This window comes from Hymenobacter fastidiosus (assembly GCF_039539565.1).
Lineage (GTDB): Bacteria > Bacteroidota > Bacteroidia > Cytophagales > Hymenobacteraceae > Hymenobacter > Hymenobacter fastidiosus.
Genome location: NZ_BAABDJ010000001.1, coordinates 1 through 21,245 on the forward strand (window position 1 = coordinate 1; position 21,245 = coordinate 21,245).

The 21,245-nt window shown below is 60.7% G+C and carries 15 protein-coding genes; 3 read left to right on the top strand and 12 right to left on the bottom strand.

What is annotated here, in order from left to right:
* Positions 1-228: 228 nt before the first annotated feature.
* The 6 genes from cas4 to ABD833_RS00030 are packed head-to-tail and all read right to left on the bottom strand — an operon-like array spanning position 229 to position 7,100.
* Positions 229-732, bottom strand: a complete 504-nt coding sequence (gene cas4, locus ABD833_RS00005) for a CRISPR-associated protein Cas4 (RefSeq protein WP_345070119.1) — start codon at positions 730-732, stop codon at positions 229-231.
* An 11-nt stretch (positions 733-743) separates the two neighbouring features.
* Positions 744-3,059 (bottom strand): CRISPR-associated helicase Cas3', encoded by a 2,316-nt coding sequence (cas3, locus tag ABD833_RS00010; RefSeq protein ID WP_345070120.1) that lies wholly within the window; start codon positions 3,057-3,059, stop codon positions 744-746.
* Between the two features lie 9 nt (positions 3,060-3,068).
* The gene (gene cas7p / locus ABD833_RS00015) at positions 3,069-4,007 is read right to left on the bottom strand and encodes a type I-PGING CRISPR-associated protein Cas7/Csp1 (RefSeq protein WP_345070122.1); all 939 of its coding nucleotides are present in this window, start codon (positions 4,005-4,007) and stop codon (positions 3,069-3,071) included.
* A gap of 27 nt (positions 4,008-4,034) precedes the next feature.
* Positions 4,035-5,702, bottom strand: coding sequence for a hypothetical protein (locus ABD833_RS00020; protein ID WP_345070123.1), 1,668 nt, complete (start codon positions 5,700-5,702; stop codon positions 4,035-4,037).
* A complete protein-coding gene (locus tag ABD833_RS00025; RefSeq protein ID WP_345070125.1) occupies positions 5,671-6,402 on the bottom strand; it encodes a hypothetical protein in 732 nt (243 codons plus the stop codon). Before ABD833_RS00025 ends, ABD833_RS00020 begins: the two co-directional genes overlap by 32 nt.
* Positions 6,403-6,425: 23 nt before the next feature.
* A complete protein-coding gene (locus ABD833_RS00030; protein ID WP_345070126.1) occupies positions 6,426-7,100 on the bottom strand; it encodes a CRISPR-associated endoribonuclease Cas6 in 675 nt (224 codons plus the stop codon).
* 191 nt (positions 7,101-7,291) lie between these two features.
* On the opposite strand from ABD833_RS00030, the gene ABD833_RS00035 reads away from it, so the two are divergent.
* Positions 7,292-10,141, top strand: a complete 2,850-nt coding sequence (locus ABD833_RS00035; RefSeq protein WP_345070127.1) for a bifunctional transaldolase/phosoglucose isomerase — start codon at positions 7,292-7,294, stop codon at positions 10,139-10,141.
* Positions 10,142-10,345: 204 nt separating this feature from the next.
* Positions 10,346-10,552, top strand: coding sequence for a DUF551 domain-containing protein (locus ABD833_RS00040; RefSeq protein WP_345070128.1), 207 nt, complete (start codon positions 10,346-10,348; stop codon positions 10,550-10,552).
* 184 nt (positions 10,553-10,736) lie between these two features.
* On the opposite strand, the gene ABD833_RS00045 is transcribed toward ABD833_RS00040, so the two are convergent.
* From ABD833_RS00045 to ABD833_RS00070, 6 genes are all read right to left on the bottom strand, one after another.
* Complete coding sequence (locus tag ABD833_RS00045; RefSeq protein WP_345070129.1) at positions 10,737-13,286, bottom strand: alpha-amylase family glycosyl hydrolase; 2,550 nt, start codon at positions 13,284-13,286, stop codon at positions 10,737-10,739.
* Between the two features lie 316 nt (positions 13,287-13,602).
* A complete protein-coding gene (locus tag ABD833_RS00050) occupies positions 13,603-13,989 on the bottom strand; it encodes a DUF3037 domain-containing protein (RefSeq protein ID WP_345070131.1) in 387 nt (128 codons plus the stop codon).
* Positions 13,967-14,764 carry a HipA family kinase gene (locus tag ABD833_RS00055; RefSeq protein ID WP_345070132.1) on the bottom strand — a complete coding sequence of 266 codons (798 nt, stop codon included), beginning with the start codon at positions 14,762-14,764 and terminating at the stop codon, positions 13,967-13,969. The genes ABD833_RS00050 and ABD833_RS00055 overlap by 23 nt, the downstream gene beginning before the upstream one ends.
* 667 nt (positions 14,765-15,431) lie before the next feature.
* The gene (locus tag ABD833_RS00060; RefSeq protein WP_345070134.1) at positions 15,432-16,790 is read right to left on the bottom strand and encodes a leucine-rich repeat-containing protein kinase family protein; all 1,359 of its coding nucleotides are present in this window, start codon (positions 16,788-16,790) and stop codon (positions 15,432-15,434) included.
* Positions 16,791-17,371: 581 nt separating this feature from the next.
* On the bottom strand, positions 17,372-17,593 hold the full coding sequence (locus tag ABD833_RS00065) for a hypothetical protein (protein ID WP_345070135.1): 222 nt from the start codon (positions 17,591-17,593) through the stop codon (positions 17,372-17,374).
* 293 nt (positions 17,594-17,886) lie between these two features.
* Complete coding sequence (locus ABD833_RS00070) at positions 17,887-18,078, bottom strand: hypothetical protein (RefSeq protein ID WP_345070136.1); 192 nt, start codon at positions 18,076-18,078, stop codon at positions 17,887-17,889.
* A gap of 777 nt (positions 18,079-18,855) precedes the next feature.
* On the opposite strand from ABD833_RS00070, the gene ABD833_RS00075 reads away from it, so the two are divergent.
* Complete coding sequence (locus tag ABD833_RS00075) at positions 18,856-21,201, top strand: bifunctional YncE family protein/alkaline phosphatase family protein (protein ID WP_345070137.1); 2,346 nt, start codon at positions 18,856-18,858, stop codon at positions 21,199-21,201.
* Positions 21,202-21,245 lie beyond the last annotated feature (44 nt).

Genomic DNA, 21,245 nt, shown 5'->3' on the forward strand with positions numbered 1-21,245 from the left:
ACCGTTTCCGAACGGCTGAAATGGAGGCTGCTTGCATCCAACAAAACTAACTCAAACAGCTTCTAAACAGATAGTAGGTTTTTCTCATCGGACCACGGATTTATCGGATTAGACGGATGACGCGGATTTCGTAGTCGATTGAGCTGAATACGCGAATACTTTCGTGCTCTTCCGGCAACCGGCAACACACAACTGGCAACCGGCAACTCACAACTTACAACCGGCAACTCATTCCCCCACGTAGCAGAACTCGTAGTAGCTGCACTGCTTGCAGAGCGGCTTGTTGATGACGGGTGGGCACTCCGTACTGCTTACGATCTGCTCAATGGCAGCTTCCCACTGCGGAATGGCAGCCCGGTCGGCGTCGGTGAGCACCACGGTTTGCGTCTGGCGTAGCTTGGGGTATTCCAGTATTCCGGTTGGCCCGGATACGCCATGTCGTTCGAGCACGTAGAGGTAGTATTGGAGCTGCGCGATGCTGGCGTGTTCCAGCTTATCGGAGCGCTTGATTTCGTGGATTACCCGATCCTGCGGATCATAGAAATCGATCTTGATACCGTCGATCTGAATTTCGCGGTAGCGCGCCGCCCGTTGCGGGTAGCTGGTCAGGTGCAGCAGGGAGCCATCAGCCACGTTGTCATGCGTCTGCTGAAAGCTGATGCCGTGGTGAAACAGCCACAGCTTGCGGTGGCAGATGTGGTAGTAGTTGACGTGCTTGCCGGTGATGCGCATAACAGTATCTGTTAATCGTCCATATCATCGTTTCTTTCCTGCGCTTGCTCATAAAGCATCAGGCCCATTCGAGAAGAATAGTATTTGGGCTTCACAATGAATATTTCTTCGGCGTCGCTACCAATATGGATGGTGTGCTTTTCCAGCATACCCAGCTTGATGCCCCGGCTGTACTCATAGATTGGGATAGTAATGCTGTACAGCAAAGCCCATTCACGGAAAGCAAACCAGTTGGGAAAGGTTGACGGGTCGCTGTCATCTTCTGGGAAAGGTGAATAGGTTACGTTTGCGAAAACGGCCTTTTGAGCATCAATATCACGGCTTTTCCAGGCGTGCGTGGAATCGTCTTCTTGGTCTATTTCCTCGAAGGGCAGAATGAGCCAGTTGGTTTTCACTGAGTCCTCCAACTTTCGTCGGTTGTCCCGTACTTCTGCGGTTTCAGGCACTACTTCAGGGTATAGATCATTCACCAAATCCACAAACCGCTGGGCTGAGTACCGGCCGGGTTGTAGCCACGTCTGAGATTTGCGTAGAGTATCTGTCATTTCCCAGCCTACGCCTTTGCGAAAATGCCCGTACGGTGCGGGATAAAAACGGAGCTTGCCCTCCTTGTCTAGTTGGTGAGGCTCTACGAGGTACAATTCGCCTACCACATGATTGCCGCCCTTGTCTTTAAAGCGGGCCAAGCGGCCTACACGCTGCGTCAGGCGGTCAATCGGGCAGAGGTCGGAAATCATCAGGTTTGTGCTGATGTTAACGCTCAATTCACCGATTTGGGTGAGAATAGCCACGCCGTGCTGCCGGTTCACTTGCCAGGCCTCAGTGCCCAGCATCCCTTTGAGTTGCTCCTCAATGGTCGCTTTGTCTGGCTCCGTGAAGCGGGAGTGATAAAGCACTACGTCATCAAAGCCACGTTCCGCAAACCACCGTCGGTAAGCCTGCGCCCGCCGGACCGTGTTGGCATAAATAATCAGCGGAGTTCCGTCGAGGCCGCGCTGCAGGAGTTCGGCAACATCGTCCGGCGACGCGCACGGCCCGGCTTGGTAGAGGCGGCAGCGGGTTCGCTCAGAATCGGAGGTGTCTTCCTGAATCGTGTCGGTGAGTTGCCCGGCATCTGCATAAAGTTGGCGGGCCGATTCCGGGATGGTGGCGCTCATCACCAGTACGGACACATCCAGCAAACGCAACGCCCGTAGCAGCACCACCATGTTGCGCTGAGTGAAGTCGTCGTAAAAGTCGGCTTCATCAATCACTACACAGCTGTGCGCCAACGCCCAGAAGATGCCGTGATGGTCTTCGCGGGCACCCGTCAGGCAAATGCACAGGTGGTCAATAGTCGTGACGGTAACGGGCGTTTCCAACTGCCGGGCGTAGGCCAACTCCTTTTTCCAGTCGGCTTCGCCTTGCACCGTGGGCTGGGCTTTAGCCTGAAACCACGCGCTGGAGTGATATAGGCCAGTACTGCTCAAGGCTTCCGTCACGGCAATAGACAAGGCATTAGCCGTAAAGCGCGTGGGCATAGCAATGACCAACCGATCGGCCCGGCCCATTTCTATCTGTCGTTGCGCCCACAGCAGCGACGCATCAGTTTTACCGGCTCCAGTAGGAGCCCGCAGAATGGCGAATGGCTCATCCCATATCTGCGTAACTAATTGCTGAACGCCTCTTTTCTCGCTATGAGGGAACGTGTAGGCAAACGGCCGGAAGGCGGGCACCGGCTGACCTTCTTCCAGGGCACTGGCGCGGTGGTCGGCGAGTTGCAAAATAGCTCTTGGGCCGTCGTATTCGTAGCGTCGCGCAATGGCCTGGTCGAACGCATCCCGTAAAGTTGGGTCGGTAAATTCACCGCCTTTGCTGACAAAATGCTTCCAAAGGGCCTGGTAGTTCAGCGTTTTCTGCCAACGTTTCTCGTGCTTCTTCCCAAGTTTGCCGTGGTGGGCCGCAATAGCTGTGTAGCCGCAAACAGGAAGTGCCTTGTCAGCCGAAAGGTTGAGCCGTACCAACGACTCCATTTCGTGTCGTATGCCGGCCTTTTGCAGATTTGCCCCGGTGGTAAAGCCGCGTCGCAGAAACTCCTGGTAGTCTTGCTGACACGCCTGCTGCCAGTCGTCGTGCAGCTTGCCTTCATCGTGCCAACGGGCCGCCGTATCTACCAGCGTAGGCAGGTTGCGACCGGTGCGGGCCAAGTACTTCTGCGCCAGGAAGGGCCGCGCCGCAAGCAGACGGGCGGCCTCCTCCTGTACGTGTTGGGTATGGTCGGCAAGCGTAATGGGCTGGCTGGAGCCGTCCGCTTGTTTTTGCCCTTTTGGTTTGGCGAGCGGCTCCATACCCGAGGCCTATTTCGTGTTGGTTTCAAACTGCGCCGTAGTCAGAAGCGCTGCGCCGGGGTTGGGGTCGTAGAGGGTATTCGCCGCGAGAAATGCTTGCGCCTTCTGGTACGCCTCAAATACACTATCGGCGTCGCTGGCCGTGTCGTCGCCCAGGAAATAGGTGGCTCCCCGCGCTTCCAACTCACGCAGGATATTGCGCTGCTCCGGTGAGCCATCTTCGGCCTTGAAATAGCGGCAGGCTTTGCGGGAAAGGCGGTTGTCAAACACAATCAGCACTTTCTGCGGCTCTCCCGACACGGCGTTCCGAGCTTGGTTGGCGTAGTCGGTGAGCGAAGCCGTGGCTTCCAGCGCCAGCCGGATACGCCGCTTCCGCTCGGCTTCGTCAATGTGCTTCACGTATTCGGTGGCGACGTGCATTTCGCTCTCGTAGCGAAAACGCTTCCGGATACCTACCGCGCAAACATCCACGAAGAAGCTCATCAGCATATCATCTTCCTCCGAGAACTCGCGGGTGGCTAACGCCTGGCTTTTTGAATCGGCTCCTTTTTCTGCCAGCATTTTCAACCGAATAAGCAGATCGCGGCCGATTTCGCTGCTTTTACGGGCTACGGCGGGGGTGGCCGACAGCGGCGCGGTACGCCGGCCCGAATAGCTTTCTTTGGCCGTTTGCAGGAAGCCGCCCAAGTCAGCCCGCAGGTCGCGCTCTACCACGTTGGTTACCCCGTCGCCATTGGAGACGTAGGTGTCGGCTTTCTGTTCGTCGTCGGCATTCAGGCGGTCCAGGGCCGAGAACAGCGCGTGGCGCTGCATCTGCCCGGAAATATATACACGGCCATCGGGCCGGCGCTTGATGGAGGAGGCATTGCCCAAAATCTTTTCGCCGCCATTGGCAATATGGTCGCTCATGGGAGCCAGCAGCGTAACCAGAATTCCTTTGATAATCATAACCTGAGAAGTGAGTGCGTGAAAGAATTAGTTGTTGGGCAGGTCAGAAATACTGACGGGTTCAGTTTCGGCGGGCGTTTCAGCTACGTTTTTTGCCTTGGCTTTGCTGCGCAGACGCATATAGGCTACCAGCAAGTGCGTGGCGTCCTGCTGGGAAATCTCGCCGGTGGCCGTGGCGTCCATGAACCGTTCGGCGGCGGCCGGCGCATCGTCCTGCAACAGGCGGCCGGCGCGGGTGGAAATGCGGAAAAGCAGGTCCTGGGGGGACTTGGCACTCATAGCCGCACTCTCAAATTCCACCAGTATTTTGGCCTTGGCTTTCTTCACCAATTCCTCTTGGTTGGCGACGCCTGTACCAACGTCGTCGCGAGCCACGAGGTAGGCCGTCGTATTGAGCCAACGGCCCAAAGCACCCGCCGACCGTACAATTTCAGAGTCAATGTTCATAAAGTATTCGTTGAAGAGTGGGGCTAGTTCGGGGGCATATTCCGCACGGAACGCCAGAAAATCGATAAAGGCTGGCCGGGAAAAAAGCTGGAGAAACCGGGCGGCCGTGAAGTAGAAAAGTTGGTAGGTGGGATTGTCGTAGCGCCGCTGCACGTCTGGTTCCCGGTACAGCACCGTGTCACGGTACAGACTAGCCAACAGGCTGGATAACTCGTGCTCCAGGGCCAGCCGCGTCACATGATGCCCGAAATGCACCTGCTGAATCTTGTCGTAGGACACGATATAAAGCGGCGCATCAGCTAGGCTGTTCAGGACGCGGGCAGCCCATTCCGTTTCCCTGGCCCGGTGCGCCCAGCGGCCGATGGCCCCCAGCAGTCCAATGGTGCCGAAGGCATCCGAGTTCTGGGGCGCGAACGGGTAGTTGCCTGCATGGAGGCGGGGCCGTTTGTATTCGGAAGTGGTAACGACGGCTTTTTTGGCCTTGGCTGGTTTAACCTGAGTGCTTTCCTTCGGCGGTTGCTTCGCGGGCAGCGTGGCTATCATCAACTGGCTACCTACGTCGCCAACCTGCATAGCATTGAATAACCCAATGAATTGCAGTAAATCCGGCAGCTCTAGATCAGGAATAATAGCAGTATTTAAAATTGAATCCGATGACCCTGACTTCTGCCAGCCGGCAGGTTTGAGCGGAGTAAGCGTTGTAATGATGGTGCAAGCAGCCTCCAATAAGGTGCCTTTGGGCGGCGTTTGGGAAGCAGTACCATTGTTGATTTTAGCGGTAGTTGGCGCAAACGAGCGGCTTAGCTCTACAGCACTACCGAGTGGCTTTTGGGCGCGTAAAGCCTCCAGAATCAATACCGCGTTTTTGAAAGTATCCTTCGCTCCGCCGTCGATGGTAACCACGCTGGGATATAGGTAGAGTCCTTTGGAAGCTAACCCGGCCGACTGCACAAGATTACTGTCTTCCAGCAGTTCGCTTCTGCGCACCGGGGCAAACGTGAGTTCGGTCGTATGCTGCGGGTCATCGAAGGTGCGCATCCGAAAATGTCCCATGCCATCTTCGATAGACAACGCCAATGATTCCCGCAATACATCTTCAGAAACTTCGTCCGCTAATTCGGCCTGAAGAATAGTGATAGCTAAGCCGTAGCGAGAATAGGGGTGCGCCAACTGGTTGAATAAGTCAACCAGAGTTTCTGTGGTCTTTGTCATACCGCTATTGCTGAATAGTCTGCCAGGAAGCTTCAATCCAGCCGTCGTTAGAACCCAGATAGAGCGGAGCCGCTGGGTTGTTGGTAGCAGCTTGCAACGCTTCCAGCAAGGCCGGAGACGTTTCTACCGTTATCCGGTAGTTGCCCGTTGGCTCCACATACTCCCGAGGCGTCGGGCTGGAATAGTACTGCGGGAAGTGGGGGCGGAGTACGCCGATATGTATTTCATCACCTTCCTCAAAATCCTGAAGCAGCGCCGCCCCTTTTTTGGCACTGCCCGCATCAGAATACTTGATGCGTTTGCCCCGCTCGGCATTCATTATCGGAATAGCCTGCGCATCATAGTTGCGGCTGCCGCCGGGGAAGTTCTTGCCCTTCAAATGCTGCGTCCATAAGTCATCATAGTGCATCAACGGCGGCACGATGACCACCCCGAACCGAACATGCCACTGCAGTAAGCTTTGGTAGCCCACGCCGGAGCCGATTACGTCTTTTAGCTTATGCTGTTTTTTCAACTTCGCGAATAGCTGCTTGCGCTCCACATCACTGATGTGCCAGCCTAGGGCGTTTTCCAGCATCCCCCACAGCATATGGTCAGTTGGCTTGGGTTGGCTGCGGTAGTATTTGCCGGGCATTTTGGCTACCATAGAAAGGGGAGCCAAGGCTTCAATTTCCAAAACCGCTCGGGCAGAGAAGTCAGGCGTTTGAAGTAACAGTGATAATTCCTGCTGCATCATGAAGAGAATAAATAGTAAGTCAATTACTCCAGCGCCCCGCACCCCAGCCCCGTCGAGTCGCCCACGCCTACGCACCAGGCGAAACGGATCTGCTCGGCCGTGCCCGTGACAATCACGGGGCACTGGCTGGCGCGGCACTGCACCTGCTTGTAGCGGAAGAGCTTGGTTTTCGCGCCCACGTAGTCCCGGTCGAAGCGGACGGCAGCGCCGGTATCGTCGAGGCCGGCCTGGCAGAGCTTGCGGCGCAGGGTTTGGGTCAGCAGTTCGTCGGTACGCAGATTTTCATAGGTGAAATGGTCGGCCGCGGCCCCCAGTTTGGCTTCCGGTGCGAGGTACTTCACGAACACCGGGCTCAGCACCCGAAACCACTGCTCCCCATCCTGAAACGGGGGCGGCGAAAGCAGCCGGGCATCCCGCACCCGCAGGCCCTGACCCAGCCCGGCCTCCCGCACTACGCCACTCACGAGGGCGTGAATTATGCGCGGGTCGTGGGCGGAAATGGACCAGTGGGCCCCGTCGCGGAACCGCAGGCCGCCGCGGCTGCCCTGGCCGCCGCGCAGCCACGAAAGCGAGTAGAGCGAAAGGCCGTCGTGCAGGTCGTCATCGTGGCCCAGCCAGCGGTGAAAAGCGCCTTTCAGCACCGACAGATGATCGAAGGGGAGCAGCTCGTCGGCCGTCAGGTATAGTTGTAAGCGCATCGATCTGACTAAAGTAACCGGAATGAGAATCTAAATAGATTAGCAAGGAGCACTATTATATTCAGCCACACAACCCCGGCGCTAAATAAAGATCAGGGGGGCGGTGAAGCCCTTTTCCAGAAAATTGCCGGCACCTGTCCGGTTGCCAGAATTCTTTCCTGAACTTTGGCGCTTCCATCAAGCTCCCGTTTATGAACCCTCTCGTTGCCATCCGCGAATTCGACCAAAGCATCTGGCTGGACTTTATCCGCCGCCAAATCCTGATCAACGGCGAATTGCAGCGGCGCATCACCGACGAAGCCCTGCGCGGCGTGACGTCGAATCCGGCCATCTTCGAGAAAGCCATCGGCGGCTCCGACGACTACGATTCGGCCATCCGCAGCCTGGCTTTGCAGAATAAGACCACCGACGAAATATATACCGCCCTGGCCGTAGCCGACGTGCAGCACGCCTGCGACCTGTTCCGCCCGCTCTACGACAGCGCCGACAATGTCGGCGACGGTTACGTGAGCCTGGAAGTATCGCCCGCCCTGGTCAATGATACCGCCGGTACCATCGAGGAAGGGCTGCGGTTCTGGCAGGCCGTGAACCGGCCCAACGTGATGATCAAGGTGCCCGCTACCCTGGAAGGGCTGCCCGCTATCCGTCGGCTCATTGCTGAGGGCATCAATGTGAACGTGACCCTGATTTTCGGCCTGGAGCGCTACCGCCTGGTGGCCGACGCTTTCCTCGCGGGCCTCGAAGACCGGGTGCAGGCCGGTCTGCCGATTGACCACATCGATTCCGTAGCCAGCTTCTTCCTCTCGCGCATCGACGTGCTGCTGGACCCGCTGCTGGAGAAGCTCGCGGCCGAAGGCGGGGAGAAAGGCGCCCTGGCGCAGTCGATGGTGGGCGAGGTGGCCCTGGCCAGCGCCAAGCAGGCGTATCAGATCTACCAGGAGATTTTCAGCGGCCCACGCTACTTAGCCCTGAAAGCCCAGGGCGCCGCTACCCAGCGCCTGCTGTGGGCCAGCACCGGCAACAAGAACCCCAACTACGACGACCTGAAGTACGTCGAGAACCTCATCGGGCCCAAAACGGTGAATACCGTACCGGTTGAGACGCTGGATATTTTCCGGGCCCGGGGCATATCGGCGCACCGGCTGGAAGACGGAGTTGACAAGGCGCGGGAAGTGCTGCGCCGCCTGCCCGAGCTGGGCATCGACCTGGAAGAGCTGACCAACCACCTGGAAATGGATGGGGCCAGGAAATTCAACGAACCCTTTGGTAAACTAATGGCCTCCCTGGACCAGAAGCGTCAGCAGGCGCTAACCGCAACCGTAGTTCCCGCCACGCTGAGCCTGGGCCGGTACCAGGCCGCCGTGGACGCCCGGCTGCAGCAATTCAACGCCAGAAACTTCACCACCGGGTTCTGGAACAAGGAGGCGTCGCTCTGGGTGCCGGATGCCGCCGGCCAGCAGAGCATCCGCAGCTTTATGGGCTGGCTGCGCGTGGCCGAAACGATGGTGGGTGCCGTGCCGGAAATCGAGCAGTTCGTCCACGAGGTGAAAGCGGCCGGCTTCAAGCACGTGGTCGTGATGGGTATGGGTGGCAGCACTATGGCCCCCATCGTATTCAAAGAGTCCTTCACCAAAGGCGAAAACGGCTTGCCGATGTCGGTGCTCGATACCACCGACCCCGGCACGGTACGCCAGATTGCCGACGCGGTGCCGCTGGCCGAAACGCTGTTTATCGTGGCCAGCAAGTCGGGCACCACGGCCGAGCCCCTGGCCTTCGGCGACTATTTCTACGACCGGCTCCGGCAGATCAAGGGCGACAAGGCCGGCGAGAACTTCGTGGCCATCACCGACCCCGGCTCCCAGTTCGTGACCTCGGCTACGGAGCAGGGCTACCGCCGCATCTTCCTGAACTTTTCCGAAGTGGGCGGCCGGTTCTCGGCCCTGTCGTACTTCGGGCTGGTGCCGGCGGCGCTCTACGGGCTGAACATCGGCGAAATCCTGGAGCGGGCCATTCGCATGATGCGGGCCTGCGGCGCCTATGGGGCCGTGGACCACAACCCCGGCCTGGAGCTGGGCGTGGCCCTGGGCGTGCTGGCCCAGCAGGGCCGCGACAAGCTCACGCTGATCGTGCCCGATTCGCTCAGCGACCTGGGCCTCTGGCTGGAGCAGCTCATTGCCGAAAGCACGGGCAAGGAAGGCAAGGGCATGCTGCCCATCGCCGGCGAGCCCGCCCGGGAACCGGCCGTGTACGGGCAGGACCGCGTGTTCGTGTACGTGGGCTACCAGAACGAGGCGGACGCCGCCAACCAGACCAAAATTCAGGCCCTGGAAGCTGCCGGCCACCCCGTCATCCGCATTCTGATGGACGAGCCGCTGGACCTGGGAGCCGAGTTCTTCCGCTGGGAGGTGGCCACGGCCGTGGCCAGTGCCGTACTCGAAATCAACCCTTTCGACCAGCCCAACGTGCAGGCCGCCAAAACCGCCACCGACAGCCTGATGAAGGTGGTGCAGGAAAAAGGCCGGCTGCCCGAAGGCGACGCGCCGAAGGTGACCGAGAATGGCGTGGCCTACTACTCCGCCGTGGGTGGCAGCAGCGCGGCCGAAGTCGTCCACAGCTTCTTCGCTCAGGCCCGCCCCGGCGACTTCCTCAACCTGCAGGCCTACCTGACCGAGTCGGCGGCGCTGAACGAAAGCCTGCTGACGCTGCGCACCCAGGTGCAGGAGCAGCTGCACCTGGCTACCACCTCCGGCTACGGTCCCCGCTTCCTGCACTCCACCGGCCAGTACCACAAGGGCGGCCCCGACCAGGGTCTGTTCGTGCAGTTCACCATGGACCACCCGCAACACGTGGATCTGGCTCTGCCCGGCCGGTCGTATTCCTTCGGCACGTTCAAGAATGCCCAGGCGGCCGGCGACCTGCAGGCCCTGCGCGACTACAACCGCCGCACCCTGCGCATCCACCTCGGGGCCGATGCCGAGCAGGGTCTGCGCACCGTATTGGCCGCGCTGCAGGCGGCCCCACTCGCGGCGAGCAAGGCGTAAAGGCGCATCCTGAAAGGCAGAATGCAAAAAGCCGGAGCGGTAGCTCCGGCTTTTTGTTGGGGTAAACACCCACGGATCAGGCCCGTATGTCCCAGGCTCACGATTTCATAACCCAGGATTTGCCGGGGGGTGCTTACTTTTGGCTCGTGCCGCGGATTTAGCGGTTGCCCCCGGGCCGGGTTTTCATTTACCAGTCGTACTGCCATGGAATGGATTACCCGCGCGGAACAGCTGCCCACGCCCAATCAGCGGGTGCTGGTGTATGTGCCCAGCGCCTGGTTCGATATTATCGTGGCTCAGTATAAGCCCGGCTCGGGCTCCAAGCACGCCTTTATCAAGCCGGATTCCAATGGCGTGGAGCGCTACGTGAAAGGCGTTACCCACTGGATGCCGCTGCCTCCCGCACCCTAGGCCGTGGTGAGTGGTGCCACGACTTTTTGGTCGTGGTACCACTATCGTCGAAGGACCGTCGGCACCGGTAAAGCCCTCACTCAGGAAAGCTGGGACCCGCACTATCGTTGAACGGGACCCACGCATCAGCAACGATAGTGGTACCACGACCAAAAAGTCGTGGCACCACTCACCACGGCCCGCGCTAGTGCGCTACCACCAGCCGCTGCATCGACACGCCCTGGCTCGTCTGGACGCGCAGGAAGTAGGTGCCGTTGGCCCAGGGGCTGGTATCGAGCGTGTGGCTGCGGCCGGCGAAGCTGGTGGTGTGCAGCAGCCGGCCGCTGAGGTCGTACACTTTCAGCTGGACGGAGGATGGCAGAGCCTTGGGAAGTTCCAGCCGCACCAGGCTGGCCGTGGGGTTGGGGTAGAGGCTGAACGAAGTCAGCCCGGCCGCCGCCGCCGTCGGGGTGGGCATGGTCGGGGTGAGGTGGAGCAGCCAGGTCTGGTTGGCGGCTAAAGCTGGTAGGGGAGTAGTCCAGCCGCTGAAGCCGCCCTGCCCGTCGAGGGTGACCTGCCCGGCGGCCTGCCCGGAGTACCGCTCCGTGACCTGGTAGGTGCCGGCCGGCAACGACGACACGGCCAGCGACAGGGCCGGGTTGGCCGCCGCGGTGCTGCTCAGGTTGGCGACCACGACCACGGCTTCCCGCTCATACACCCGGGCGTAGCTGACGATGCTGGCCGCCGCGCCCGTTACGGGCAGCAGGTAGCCTTTACGCAGCGCGGGCTGGGCCATGCGCAGCGCAATCAGCTTTTTGTAGTGGCTCAGCAGGGAATTGGGGTCGGCCTGCATGGTGGCCACGTTGAACTGCGCGTAGTTGCCATTCACGGCCCGCCACGGGGAACCGGTGGTGAAGCCCGCCTGGGAACCCGCCGTCCACTGCATGGGCTTGCGCTTGTCTTCGTCGGGGCCCGCGCCCAGCATGCCTACTTCCTCCCCGTAGTAGAGGAAAGGAACGCCGGGCATGGTCAGGTAGAGGGCGGCGGCCTGTTTCATGCGGGCCATGTTGCCACCCAGCACGCCCAGGGCGCGGTTCTGGTCGTGGTTGGTGAGGAAGGTGGCGTACTGCAGCCTGGGGTAGGTGTTGTTGATCAGCGTGAGCTGATTCCGCAAGCCCGTGGCGCTGCCCGAGCTCACGGCGCTGAGGATGGCGGAGGCCAGGTCAAACTCAAAGCAGGCATCCAGCCGCTGGTTAAGCACGTAGGGTACTACGGTCGGGGTAGGGCCCCAGGCTTCGCCCACGGTGAAAGCATTCGGGTTCACGGCCCGCACCGTATCGTGAAATTCCTCCAGCAGGCTCATCGTTTCGGGCGTATTTTCGATGGTCGACCCATTCTCCACCAGGTACTTCACCGCATCGAGCCGGTAGCCGTCTACCCCCTTCTTCAGCCAGAAGCGGGTGGCATCCCACATGGCGGCTTTAAGCTGCGGATTGCGCCAGTTCAGGTCGGGCATTTCGCTCCAGAAATAGCCGTAGTAGTAGCTGCCGTTGCGCAGGTACCAGCCCGGCCCCGGGTTCGTGGCCGACCAGCGGTACCAGTCGCGGTACGTGTTGGTCGGGCTGCTCAGGGCCTGGGTAAACCAGGGATGCTGGCTGGAGGAATGGTTGAGCACCAGATCGATGATGACTTTGATGCCCCGGGCGTGGGCCGCCGCCAGAAAGGCTTCGAAGCCGGCCATGGTGCCGTAGTCGGCCTCGGTGGCCTTGTAGTTGGTCACGTCGTAGCCGTGGTAGCTCGGCGACTCCATCATGGGCATCAGCCAGAGGGCCGTGATGCCCAGGTCGGTGGTGGTGGCGGGGTTGCCGTCGTTGAGGTAGTCGAGCTTGGCGGTGAGGCCGGCGAAGTCGCCCTTGCCGTCGGCATTGGTGTCGTAGAAGCTGCGCACGAATACCTCGTAGAAGACGGCATCATTCCACCAGTGCGTAGGGTAGCCCGTGAGGGAAGGACCGCAGACGTCGCAGGTGCCGAAGCAGGTGGTAGGCACGGTAGTTACGGCCGCCAGAGCTTCCACCACCCGGGTCAGCTGGCCGGTGCCGTCGTCGGTGCCGCAGGCGGCGGGCACGGCCTCGGCGGCCGTCAGGCGGCTGCCGTTGACGAACGTATACTGAAACCGGCCCGGGGCCGGCAAGGCTACCGTCACCTCGTAAATCTCGTCGCCGTTGGTGTCGCTGAGGGCAATGCTGGTGGGGTCCCAGTTGGCCCCGTAGCCGGCCAGGGCCTGAAAGTTGCCCACCACGTGCACCCCGTCGCGCGAGACCGTCTGCCCGCGCATATTCACGGAGAATACCACCTGCGTCAGGCAGCCGCCGAAGCTGACGGCGGGCAGCCGCCGGTTCGCGGCCCCCAGCGTCACCTGCCGGTTCACGTTGCCGCCGCCATCGTTGAGGCCGCACTCAGCCGGGACGATTTCCGCCCCGGGCCAGGAGTTGCCGTTCACGAACTTGTAGAGGTAAGTACCGGCCGGAACCGTCACCGTCAGCTCGTAGATCCGGTCATTGTCGGGGTCGGTGAGGAGCGTGGTGGCCGGGTTCCAGTCGCCCCCGAAGCCGGCGGCGTTCTGGAAGTTGCCCGCCACGCGCACCCCGGCCGGCGCCACCGTCTGCTGGCTCATATCGACCCGGAAGGTGAGCTGAGTAGCCGAAGCGCCAATGCCACTGGCCAGAAAAAGGAAGAACAGGAAGAGGTGTTTCATGGGTGGGAGTGGGCGGCTGAGGCGTTTTTGTTGCGGAATATTTTCCCTAAAGATAACGGCAATAGGACTTACGCAAAACCCTCCTGGTGCCATTTCACGCAGTGTTTCGCAGGGTTAAACCGCAGTGTTTCGCAGGGTTTAACGTCCTCGCACTGCGAAACACTGCGGTTTAACACGGCGAAACACTGCGTGAAAGCATTTTGCGTAAGTCCTATGCAAGTGCCGCACTCGGCGGGCGGGAAATACTGGCCCCGGCAGCGCCCGGACCAGCAGGGCGGGGAGTTCCGGTCTGAGCAAGGCAAGGTCTGGGAAACAGCTACAGCACCAGCTGACTCAGCAGCCGAAGCAGCGTTGCGGCCGCGTCCTCGCACCGGCCGGGATGCACGGCCGAGGTCTGCACCACGGTGCTGCGGGTGGCCGTGAGCCAGCGGAACCGCGACGCCGGCGGCAGCTGCCCGATGGTGCCGCCTTCCTGCCGGCCCCGGCAGATCTGCTCGAAGGCCCGCAGGCGGGCCGTTACGTCCGTCAGGTCCAGCCCGTCGCCGGCCAGGGCCTGCAGCCGGGCCTCGGGCAGCGCAAACCGGGTTTGTAGAAACCCCTGGGCGGCGCAGTACACGATAACGCCGACGTTGATGAACTCCTCGCGCTCTACCCGGGGCACCACGCGCAGCACGGCGTACTCAAATAAGTGCATTGCGGGCATGTTGAGCTTCCTGAACAAAGGTATCGGCGGTGGCCAGGCGGTGTTCTAAAAACCGCACGTAGTTTTCACGCTGCGCCGCGGCCGACTGGTTGGAGCCCTCTTCCGGGAGCCACTCGTCGGGCACCAGGGCCACGATGGCGCGGATCCGGGCCGGAGTCAGCCGGGCCCGGCTCCCGGCATCCACGCTTGCCAGCTCGGTGGCCTGGGGCAGCAGCACGTGGTCTTTCACCTGGGCAAACGGGCGGCTTTTGGGCTGTGCCCAGTCCGGCCCGGCGTGGTGCACGTAGAGGGCCGCGCCGTGGTCGATCAGCCACAGCTCCTTATGCCACATCAGCATATTGGTATTGCGGGCGGTGCGGTCCACGTTCAGCGTCAGGCAGTCGAGCCACACAATCTGCGAAGCCAGGTACGGCTCGATGGTGGTGACCAGCGCGTCGAAGGTGATGGCGCCGGACAGGTAGTGCAGGGCCAGGTTGCGGCCGGTGCTGGCGCGCAGCAGATCCTGGATTTCCTCGTCGGGCTCGGTACGCCCGAAGGCTTCGTCGAGCTGGCCGAACACCAGCTCCGGCACCCGCAGCCCCAGGGCCCGGGCCAGCTCGCCCACAATGAGCTCGGCAATCAGCGCTTTGACGCCCTGGCCCGCGCCCCGGAACTTGAGCACGTACAAAAAGCCGTCATCGGCTTCCACCAGAGCCGGCAGGGAGCCGCCCTCCCGGAGCGGAGTCACGTAGCGCGTCACCTCCACGGTGCGGAGCTCAGGAATAGATTCGGGCATACAAAGCGTAAAATCAGGAACAGCCAGCGCAAAGGACCGCTAATTACGCGGATTTCCACCTGTATCCGGGGCGTTCCGGCGTGGTGCCACGACTTCTTCAGTCGTGGTACCACTATCGTTGAACGACCACCCCGGCGGAGGCGGCGCACTACACGGGCCTTCTTCAGTCGTGGTACCACTATCGTTGAACGACCACCCCGCACTAACTCAGTCGTGGTACCACTATCGTTGAACGACAACCCCGCACTAACTCACTACTGTTACGCCGGGTGAGATGGGCTGCCGGCTGTGAGAAGTCAGGAGCTAGGGGCTGGAAGCCAGGATTTGAGGGAGCAGGCGTTAAAAGAGGCAGGAACGAAACGGGTGACCAGGCCGACGCGCCTTACATCGGCACCCTGCTCGTCTGCTGCCTTCCCGCTTTCAGCTCCTCAAACCGGGTTTCAGTAATGCCCCGCGGAACATCAGTTACCACTATCGTTGAACGACAATGCCGCCGACGCCGGTGGGTCGACGCCGTCAGGACACCATTCTCATTGAACGCCAATCAGGGCAGTGGCACGAAACCGGGGCCTTTCGCGACTTTACGCGGTACTAGCGTTGGGCGGCGCAGCTGTCATCGTTCAACGATAGTGGTACCACGACCAAAAAGTCGTGGCACCACCCGCCGCTACTGAAGCTGTGCCGCCCGCGGCAGATCCTGCTGGACGGTCGTCAGGGTCTGCAGGATTTCGGCGAACAGCGGCCGCGCCGCCACGGTTGGCTGCGTACACCGCTCCTGCAACGTCTGTAAGGAGTGGGAGGCTGCCGGGGATGTCGCCAGGTCCGGGCAGTGCGCCAGGAGCTCTTCGAGCAGGCAGCCAAATGCCCGCGCTTCCAGGCGCTGCAAGGCCGGGGCAGTTTTGTGATCTTCCGGATCAAAGAAACTGGCCGCCCCAAAATCCCCCAGCAGACAGTCGCCGGCGGGCGTGGTCATGATGTTGTGGGCGTACAGGTCGCCGTGCAGAATGCCGCGGGCGTGCAGGTGAGCGGCAGCGGCGGCAATACCGCGGGCAATGCGCAGGGCGGCGGCCAGCGGGAAAGCGGTGCCGGGGGCGTATACGTCGCGGGTGCAGGAGGCGAAGCTGGGTGGCCCGGCCAGGTTCCCGAACCCCGGGTCAATCAGGGTCAGCACCAGTCCTTCCGCCCCTTGCGGATGCCCACCCACCTGGCCCTCGACGCCCACCAGGTTCGGGTGGGGGCCGGCGCTGATGCAGGCGGCCATTTCGCTGTGCGGCAGTCCGTCGCTGGTCAGGGCACCTTTGAAGAGCTTCACGGCCACGGCCCTGGCCGGGGTACCTTCGCCGGGCTGCCACCGGGCCTGGTAGATGACGCCCGAGGCACCTTCGCCCAGCTGCTGCTCCACCGCCAGCCTGGGCCAGGCGATGGTGTCGATGGGGTGCCGGGCTAGGGCGGCGGCTTCAGAGGGCGCACAAAACGGGTTGCCGGCGTAGGCCAGCCAGCTCAGGCGGGGCAGGGCCAGCAGCCATTCGGGCAGCGCCGTAAGCTGGTTGGCGGCCAGGCGCAGCAGCTCCAGCCGGGTGCAGTTGGCCAGGGTAGCGGGCAGGTCGCGCAGCCGGTTGCCGGCCAGCATGAGCTTTTGCAGGTGCGCACAGTTGCCCAGCTCCGCGGGCACCGATTCCAGCTGGTTGTCGGTCAGGATCAGCCAGCGCAGGGCCGGGGGCAGGGCGGCGGCGGGCAGGGTCCGGATCTGATTGGCCTTGAAGCCCACCATGCTCAGCTGCGGGCACTGCCCCAGCACCCCGGGTACGGCGGTAAACTTATTGTCGGAGCAGAACAGGATGCGCAGCTTGCTCAGCCGCCCCAGGTCAGCGGGCAGCACCGACAGGGCATTGCCCGACAGGTTGAGAATTTCCAGCGAGTCGGCCAGGTTGAAAATCTCGCGGGGGAATTCGGTCAGCCCCGCCGCTAAATTCAGGTATCGGGTGCCGGCCAGCTCTCCGGCGCGGAGTTGGTCAAGGGTGTGCATGGGGCAAAGGTCGCTCGGCCCGGCCAGAGCTGAAACAACCGGGCCCAATACTTACGGGCCCCGGTCGGTATCTCAGCATAGGGAAGCCGGCAAAAAGGGGCCTCGAAGCCCGGGGCCTGTCCCGATGGCCCACCAGGCCAACTGTTTTTTGCGGTCCGCTTGACCTGCCACTCGCGCTACCGGGGCGGCAATAGTACCTGCTGTTCCGCGGGGCATTACTGAAACCCGGTTTGAGGAGCTGGAAGGTAGAAGCCAGGAGTTATAGCGGTTTCGCGAACCATAAAGCCGGAATGTAGAGACGCATATTTGCGTCTTGTCGCCCGCGCCGCTGTTCCGGTATCGTTCAACTACGAGACGCAAACGGGCTTCTCTACATCCGGCTGAGCACACCGTTCGCGAAACCGCTATAGGCTGTTGTAGCCGGTTGCGACAACCGCAAGCCGCACTCGCACAAAACCCATTGTTATAGCGGTTTCGCGACCGGTGTACCCCTTTTAGCGTTCAAGTCTCTGTCTTACAGTGTAAGGCCATCAATAATTAGGCATATCGTTCAAGAAACCGCTATAACTGCAGTATTTTTTTTAGTAAACTACTGTAATTACTTCGCCTTGTTTATCTAATATGAAATTTTTTTCAGGATTTGAGTTGTTAATTTTTTGATTAAGATCTAAATGGTAGATACTAATTTTTTCAGAATCAATATTTATATTTTTCTTTTTTGCATCTAACATTATCCAATAGGGAGCAAAAGCCCAAGTTGTCAATGGAAAAGTCAACCCTGGTAAAAAAAGCATTAAACTCATAAATAAACCTTTTGTTGAATCTCCATAGTCTAATGACCAACAAAACAGAAAGTAGAATACTCCTGTCAAAATTGAATTAAACAGAGGTCTATTTTTATAATAATTGTCTGTCTATTTCAATCTCTAAACTTTCTCTGGTGTCGTCTTGCCATTACCGCTAACGTTCGAGGCTTGGCGATGTGGCGGATTTCGAAGCACAAAACTTCAATTTTGTACTAAACTTCAATTCAAAAACGGAACTTGAATTTAGCACTAAACCCGCCATATTGCCAAACCGATGTTAGTGGCAGTTTTTATTTTTCAGTTTCTTTCTTTTTTTTCTTAAATGTTAGAAATATACTGATAATAAATACTATAAGGTAAAGAAAACCTAATGCTTGCTTTCTAAATACAAAATTTTGAAAATCAAATTCTCTAAGCAATGCCAAACCTAATGGGAATGCTATAAGAGCAAAACCAATATTAAAACCTATTTTATCTTTCATGTTTTTAATGTTTTGTTAGTTGTTTCGTTCGGTTTGGTAAAATTGCCACTAACATTCGGGTTGCCGCTACTCCACGACGCTGCAAGTAGCGGCAATCCGGCCATAGTACGCTACTGAGTAGCGCAATCTAACCCAAATCAGGTGGGATTACGCTACTCCTTGCTTCAGACGCCAAAGTTATCCGACGCAGGGCTGAGGCGCTGGGTGATTCCACGCATATTATAGCGGTTTCGCGAACAGTGTGGCTGCCGGTCCGGCGGCTACCAGCCGTCGGGCCGGTTGTCGCTTGAGCAATGCCGCCTGAACAGCGTTAGCTAACGGAAACCGGCCCGACGGCTACCAGCCGTAGGGCCGGTTTCCGTTGGCCCGGGACGTTCAACACCCGCTTCCGGCGACCAGTCCGGAGCAGCGAGCACTGGCTATACTGTTCACGAAACTGCTATAGCAGCCAGCAGCCAGCATACGAGCCGGTTGCCGATGGAAGGCGCGTCGGCCTGGTCACCCGTTTCGTTCCTTTATCTTTTAACCCCTGCTCCCTAAACTTCTGACTACCAGCTCCTGACTACCAGCTCCTGACTTCTCACCGCCGGCAACCCACCTCACCCGGCGTAACAGCAGATAGTAACCGAAACGTAACATCCGGCTAATCCCCGCCCGGGCGTACCTTCGCGGGCGTACCAAACGATGCTTGTGATGCGACATTCTCTTGTCTGGTTAGCCGGGGCCGCGTGGGCTCTGGCGAGCTGCACTGCCGGTAGCCCCGCGAGGCAAACTGCCGTGGTCCCGACTGCCGCGGAGCAAACGCTGCTGCCCAATGGCTGGAAACTCTCGCCCGCCGGCCGTCAGGTTCCGCTCGGCGACCTGCCGCTGAACCTCATCGTGTCGGCCGATGGCCGGCTGGCGGCCGTGACCAACAACGGCTACGGGGCCAACACCATCCAGCTGCTCGACCCAGCTTCGGGGGCCATCCTCAGCGAGCAGAAAGTGCCGGCGGCCTGGGTGGGCCTGGCCTTTGGGGCCGATAACAAGATGCTGTACGCTTCCGGTGGGCAGCACAACCGCATTCACTGCTTCCGCATCGAGGACCGCACGCTGGTGCCCGACAGCGCCCTGGTGCTGGGGGCGCGGTGGCCGAAGCAGAAAATCGGCGTGGCCGGCCTGGCCGCTGACGCGCGGCGGGAACGGCTCTACGCCGTCACGCGCGAAGACAGCGCCCTGTACACCTTCGACCTGCGCACGCGCCGGCTGGTGCAGCGCACCAGGCTGCCCGCCGAAGCCTACACCGCCGTGCTGGCCCCCGACGGTACGGCGCTCTACGTCTCGCTCTGGGGTGGGGCGGCCGTGGCTATAGTCGATCCGGCCACGCTGCAAGTGGTGGCCTCGGTGCCCGTCGAAAGCCACCCCAACGATATGGTGCTGACCCGCGACGGGCGGCGCCTGTTCGTCGCCAACGCCAACAGCAACTCCGTTTCAGTCCTCGATACCCGCGCGCGGCGCGTGCTGGAAACGCTGAGTACGAGTCTGTATTCGCCGGCTCCTGCCGGCAGCACGCCCAATGGGGTAGCGCTGAGCGCCGATGAGCAGCAGCTCTTCATTGCCAATGCCGACAACAACTGCCTGGCCGTATTCGACGTGGCCACGCCGGGCGTGAGCAAGTCGCTGGGCTTCGTGCCCACGGGCTGGTACCCTACGGCCGTGCGCACCGCCGGCCGCACCCTGCTCGTTACCAACGGCAAGGGGCTGACGTCGCTGCCCAACGGTGAAAGCGGGCCGAATCCGGTCCGCAATCAGTCGGATGAGGCCCGGCAGTACATCGGCAGCCTGCTGAAAAGCAGCCTTTCAGTGCTGCCCGTCCCCGGGGCTGCCCAGCTGGCCGCCTACGCCCGGCAGGTGTACGCCAACACGCCTTATACCAAACAGCGGGAAGCGCAGCCCGGGGTGCCGGCCGGCAACCCCGTGCCGCAGCGGGTAGGGGACGCCTCGCCCATCAAGCACGTATTCTACATCATCAAGGAGAACCGCACCTACGACCAGGTGCTCGGCGACGTGAAGGGTGGCAACGGGGACGCCAGCCTGTGCCTGTTCGGTGAAAACGTGACCCCTAATCACCACGCCCTGGCCCGCGAGTTTGTGCTGCTCGATAATTTTTACGTCGACGCCGAAGTCTCGGCCGATGGCCACAACTGGAGCACGGCGGCCTACGCCAACGATTTCGTGGAAAAGTCGTGGCCCGGCAACTACTCCGGCCGCGGCGGCAGCTACGACTTCGAGGGCGGCCGCGGAGCCGTAGCCGAGCCCAAAGACGGCTTTCTGTGGGACTACTGCCAGCGCGCCGGCGTGAGCTTCCGCAGCTACGGCGAGTTTGTGTACAAGGGTAAAGCCACCGTGAAGGGCCTGCGCGGCCATATTGCCGACGACTACCCGCCCTACAACCTGCTGGTGACCGATGTGGACCGCGAGAAAATCTGGGAGCGGGACTTCGACCGTCTGCTGGCCGCCGGGCAGGTGCCGCGCCTGAGCATCCTGCGGCTGCCCAACGACCATACCATGGGCGCCCGCACGGGCCAGCTGACCCCCCTGGCCTACGCCGGCGACAACGACCTGGCGCTGGGCCGCCTCATCGAGCACCTTTCACAAAGCCCGATCTGGAAAGAGGCGGTGGTGCTGGTGGTGGAAGACGACGCCCAGAACGGGCCTGACCACGTAGACGCTCACCGCTCCACGGCCTACCTGGCGGGCCCGTACGTGCGGCGCGGCGCGGTAGTGCACACCATGTATTCAACTTCGGGCATGCTGCGGACGCTGGAGCTGATCCTGGGCCTGCCGCCCATGAGCCAGTACGACGCGGCCGCTACGCCGCTATGGGAGTGTTTTACCAGCTCTGCCAACGCCCGGCCCTTCGTGGCGCGCCCCGCGCTGGTCGATCTGAATGCCCGCAACACGGCGTACAACCGCAGCTCCCGCCAGGCCGAGGGCTTCGACTTTTCCAGGGAAGATGCTGCCCCCGACATCCCCTTCAACGAGAACATCTGGCACGCCGTGCGCGGTGAGGCCAGCGTGATGCCCGCCCCGCGACGCAGCGCCTTCGTGCGGGCCGCCGCCGAAAAGGACGATGATGACTGAGGCGTTACAGCGTCTTGCAGGGTATGGAGGGAGGCCGCCGGCGT

Coding starts and splice junctions, on each gene's coding strand:
- cas4 (WP_345070119.1), bottom strand. CDS start 732: ATGCGCATCACCGGCAAGCACGTCAACTACTACCACATCTGCCACCGC.
- cas3 (WP_345070120.1), bottom strand. CDS start 3,059: ATGGAGCCGCTCGCCAAACCAAAAGGGCAAAAACAAGCGGACGGCTCC.
- cas7p (WP_345070122.1), bottom strand. CDS start 4,007: ATGATTATCAAAGGAATTCTGGTTACGCTGCTGGCTCCCATGAGCGAC.
- ABD833_RS00025 (WP_345070125.1), bottom strand. CDS start 6,402: ATGATGCAGCAGGAATTATCACTGTTACTTCAAACGCCTGACTTCTCT.
- ABD833_RS00030 (WP_345070126.1), bottom strand. CDS start 7,100: ATGCGCTTACAACTATACCTGACGGCCGACGAGCTGCTCCCCTTCGAT.
- ABD833_RS00035 (WP_345070127.1), top strand. CDS start 7,292: ATGAACCCTCTCGTTGCCATCCGCGAATTCGACCAAAGCATCTGGCTG.
- ABD833_RS00040 (WP_345070128.1), top strand. CDS start 10,346: ATGGAATGGATTACCCGCGCGGAACAGCTGCCCACGCCCAATCAGCGG.
- ABD833_RS00045 (WP_345070129.1), bottom strand. CDS start 13,286: ATGAAACACCTCTTCCTGTTCTTCCTTTTTCTGGCCAGTGGCATTGGC.
- ABD833_RS00050 (WP_345070131.1), bottom strand. CDS start 13,989: ATGCCCGCAATGCACTTATTTGAGTACGCCGTGCTGCGCGTGGTGCCC.
- ABD833_RS00055 (WP_345070132.1), bottom strand. CDS start 14,764: ATGCCCGAATCTATTCCTGAGCTCCGCACCGTGGAGGTGACGCGCTAC.
- ABD833_RS00060 (WP_345070134.1), bottom strand. CDS start 16,790: ATGCACACCCTTGACCAACTCCGCGCCGGAGAGCTGGCCGGCACCCGA.
- ABD833_RS00065 (WP_345070135.1), bottom strand. CDS start 17,593: ATGAGTTTAATGCTTTTTTTACCAGGGTTGACTTTTCCATTGACAACT.
- ABD833_RS00070 (WP_345070136.1), bottom strand. CDS start 18,078: ATGAAAGATAAAATAGGTTTTAATATTGGTTTTGCTCTTATAGCATTC.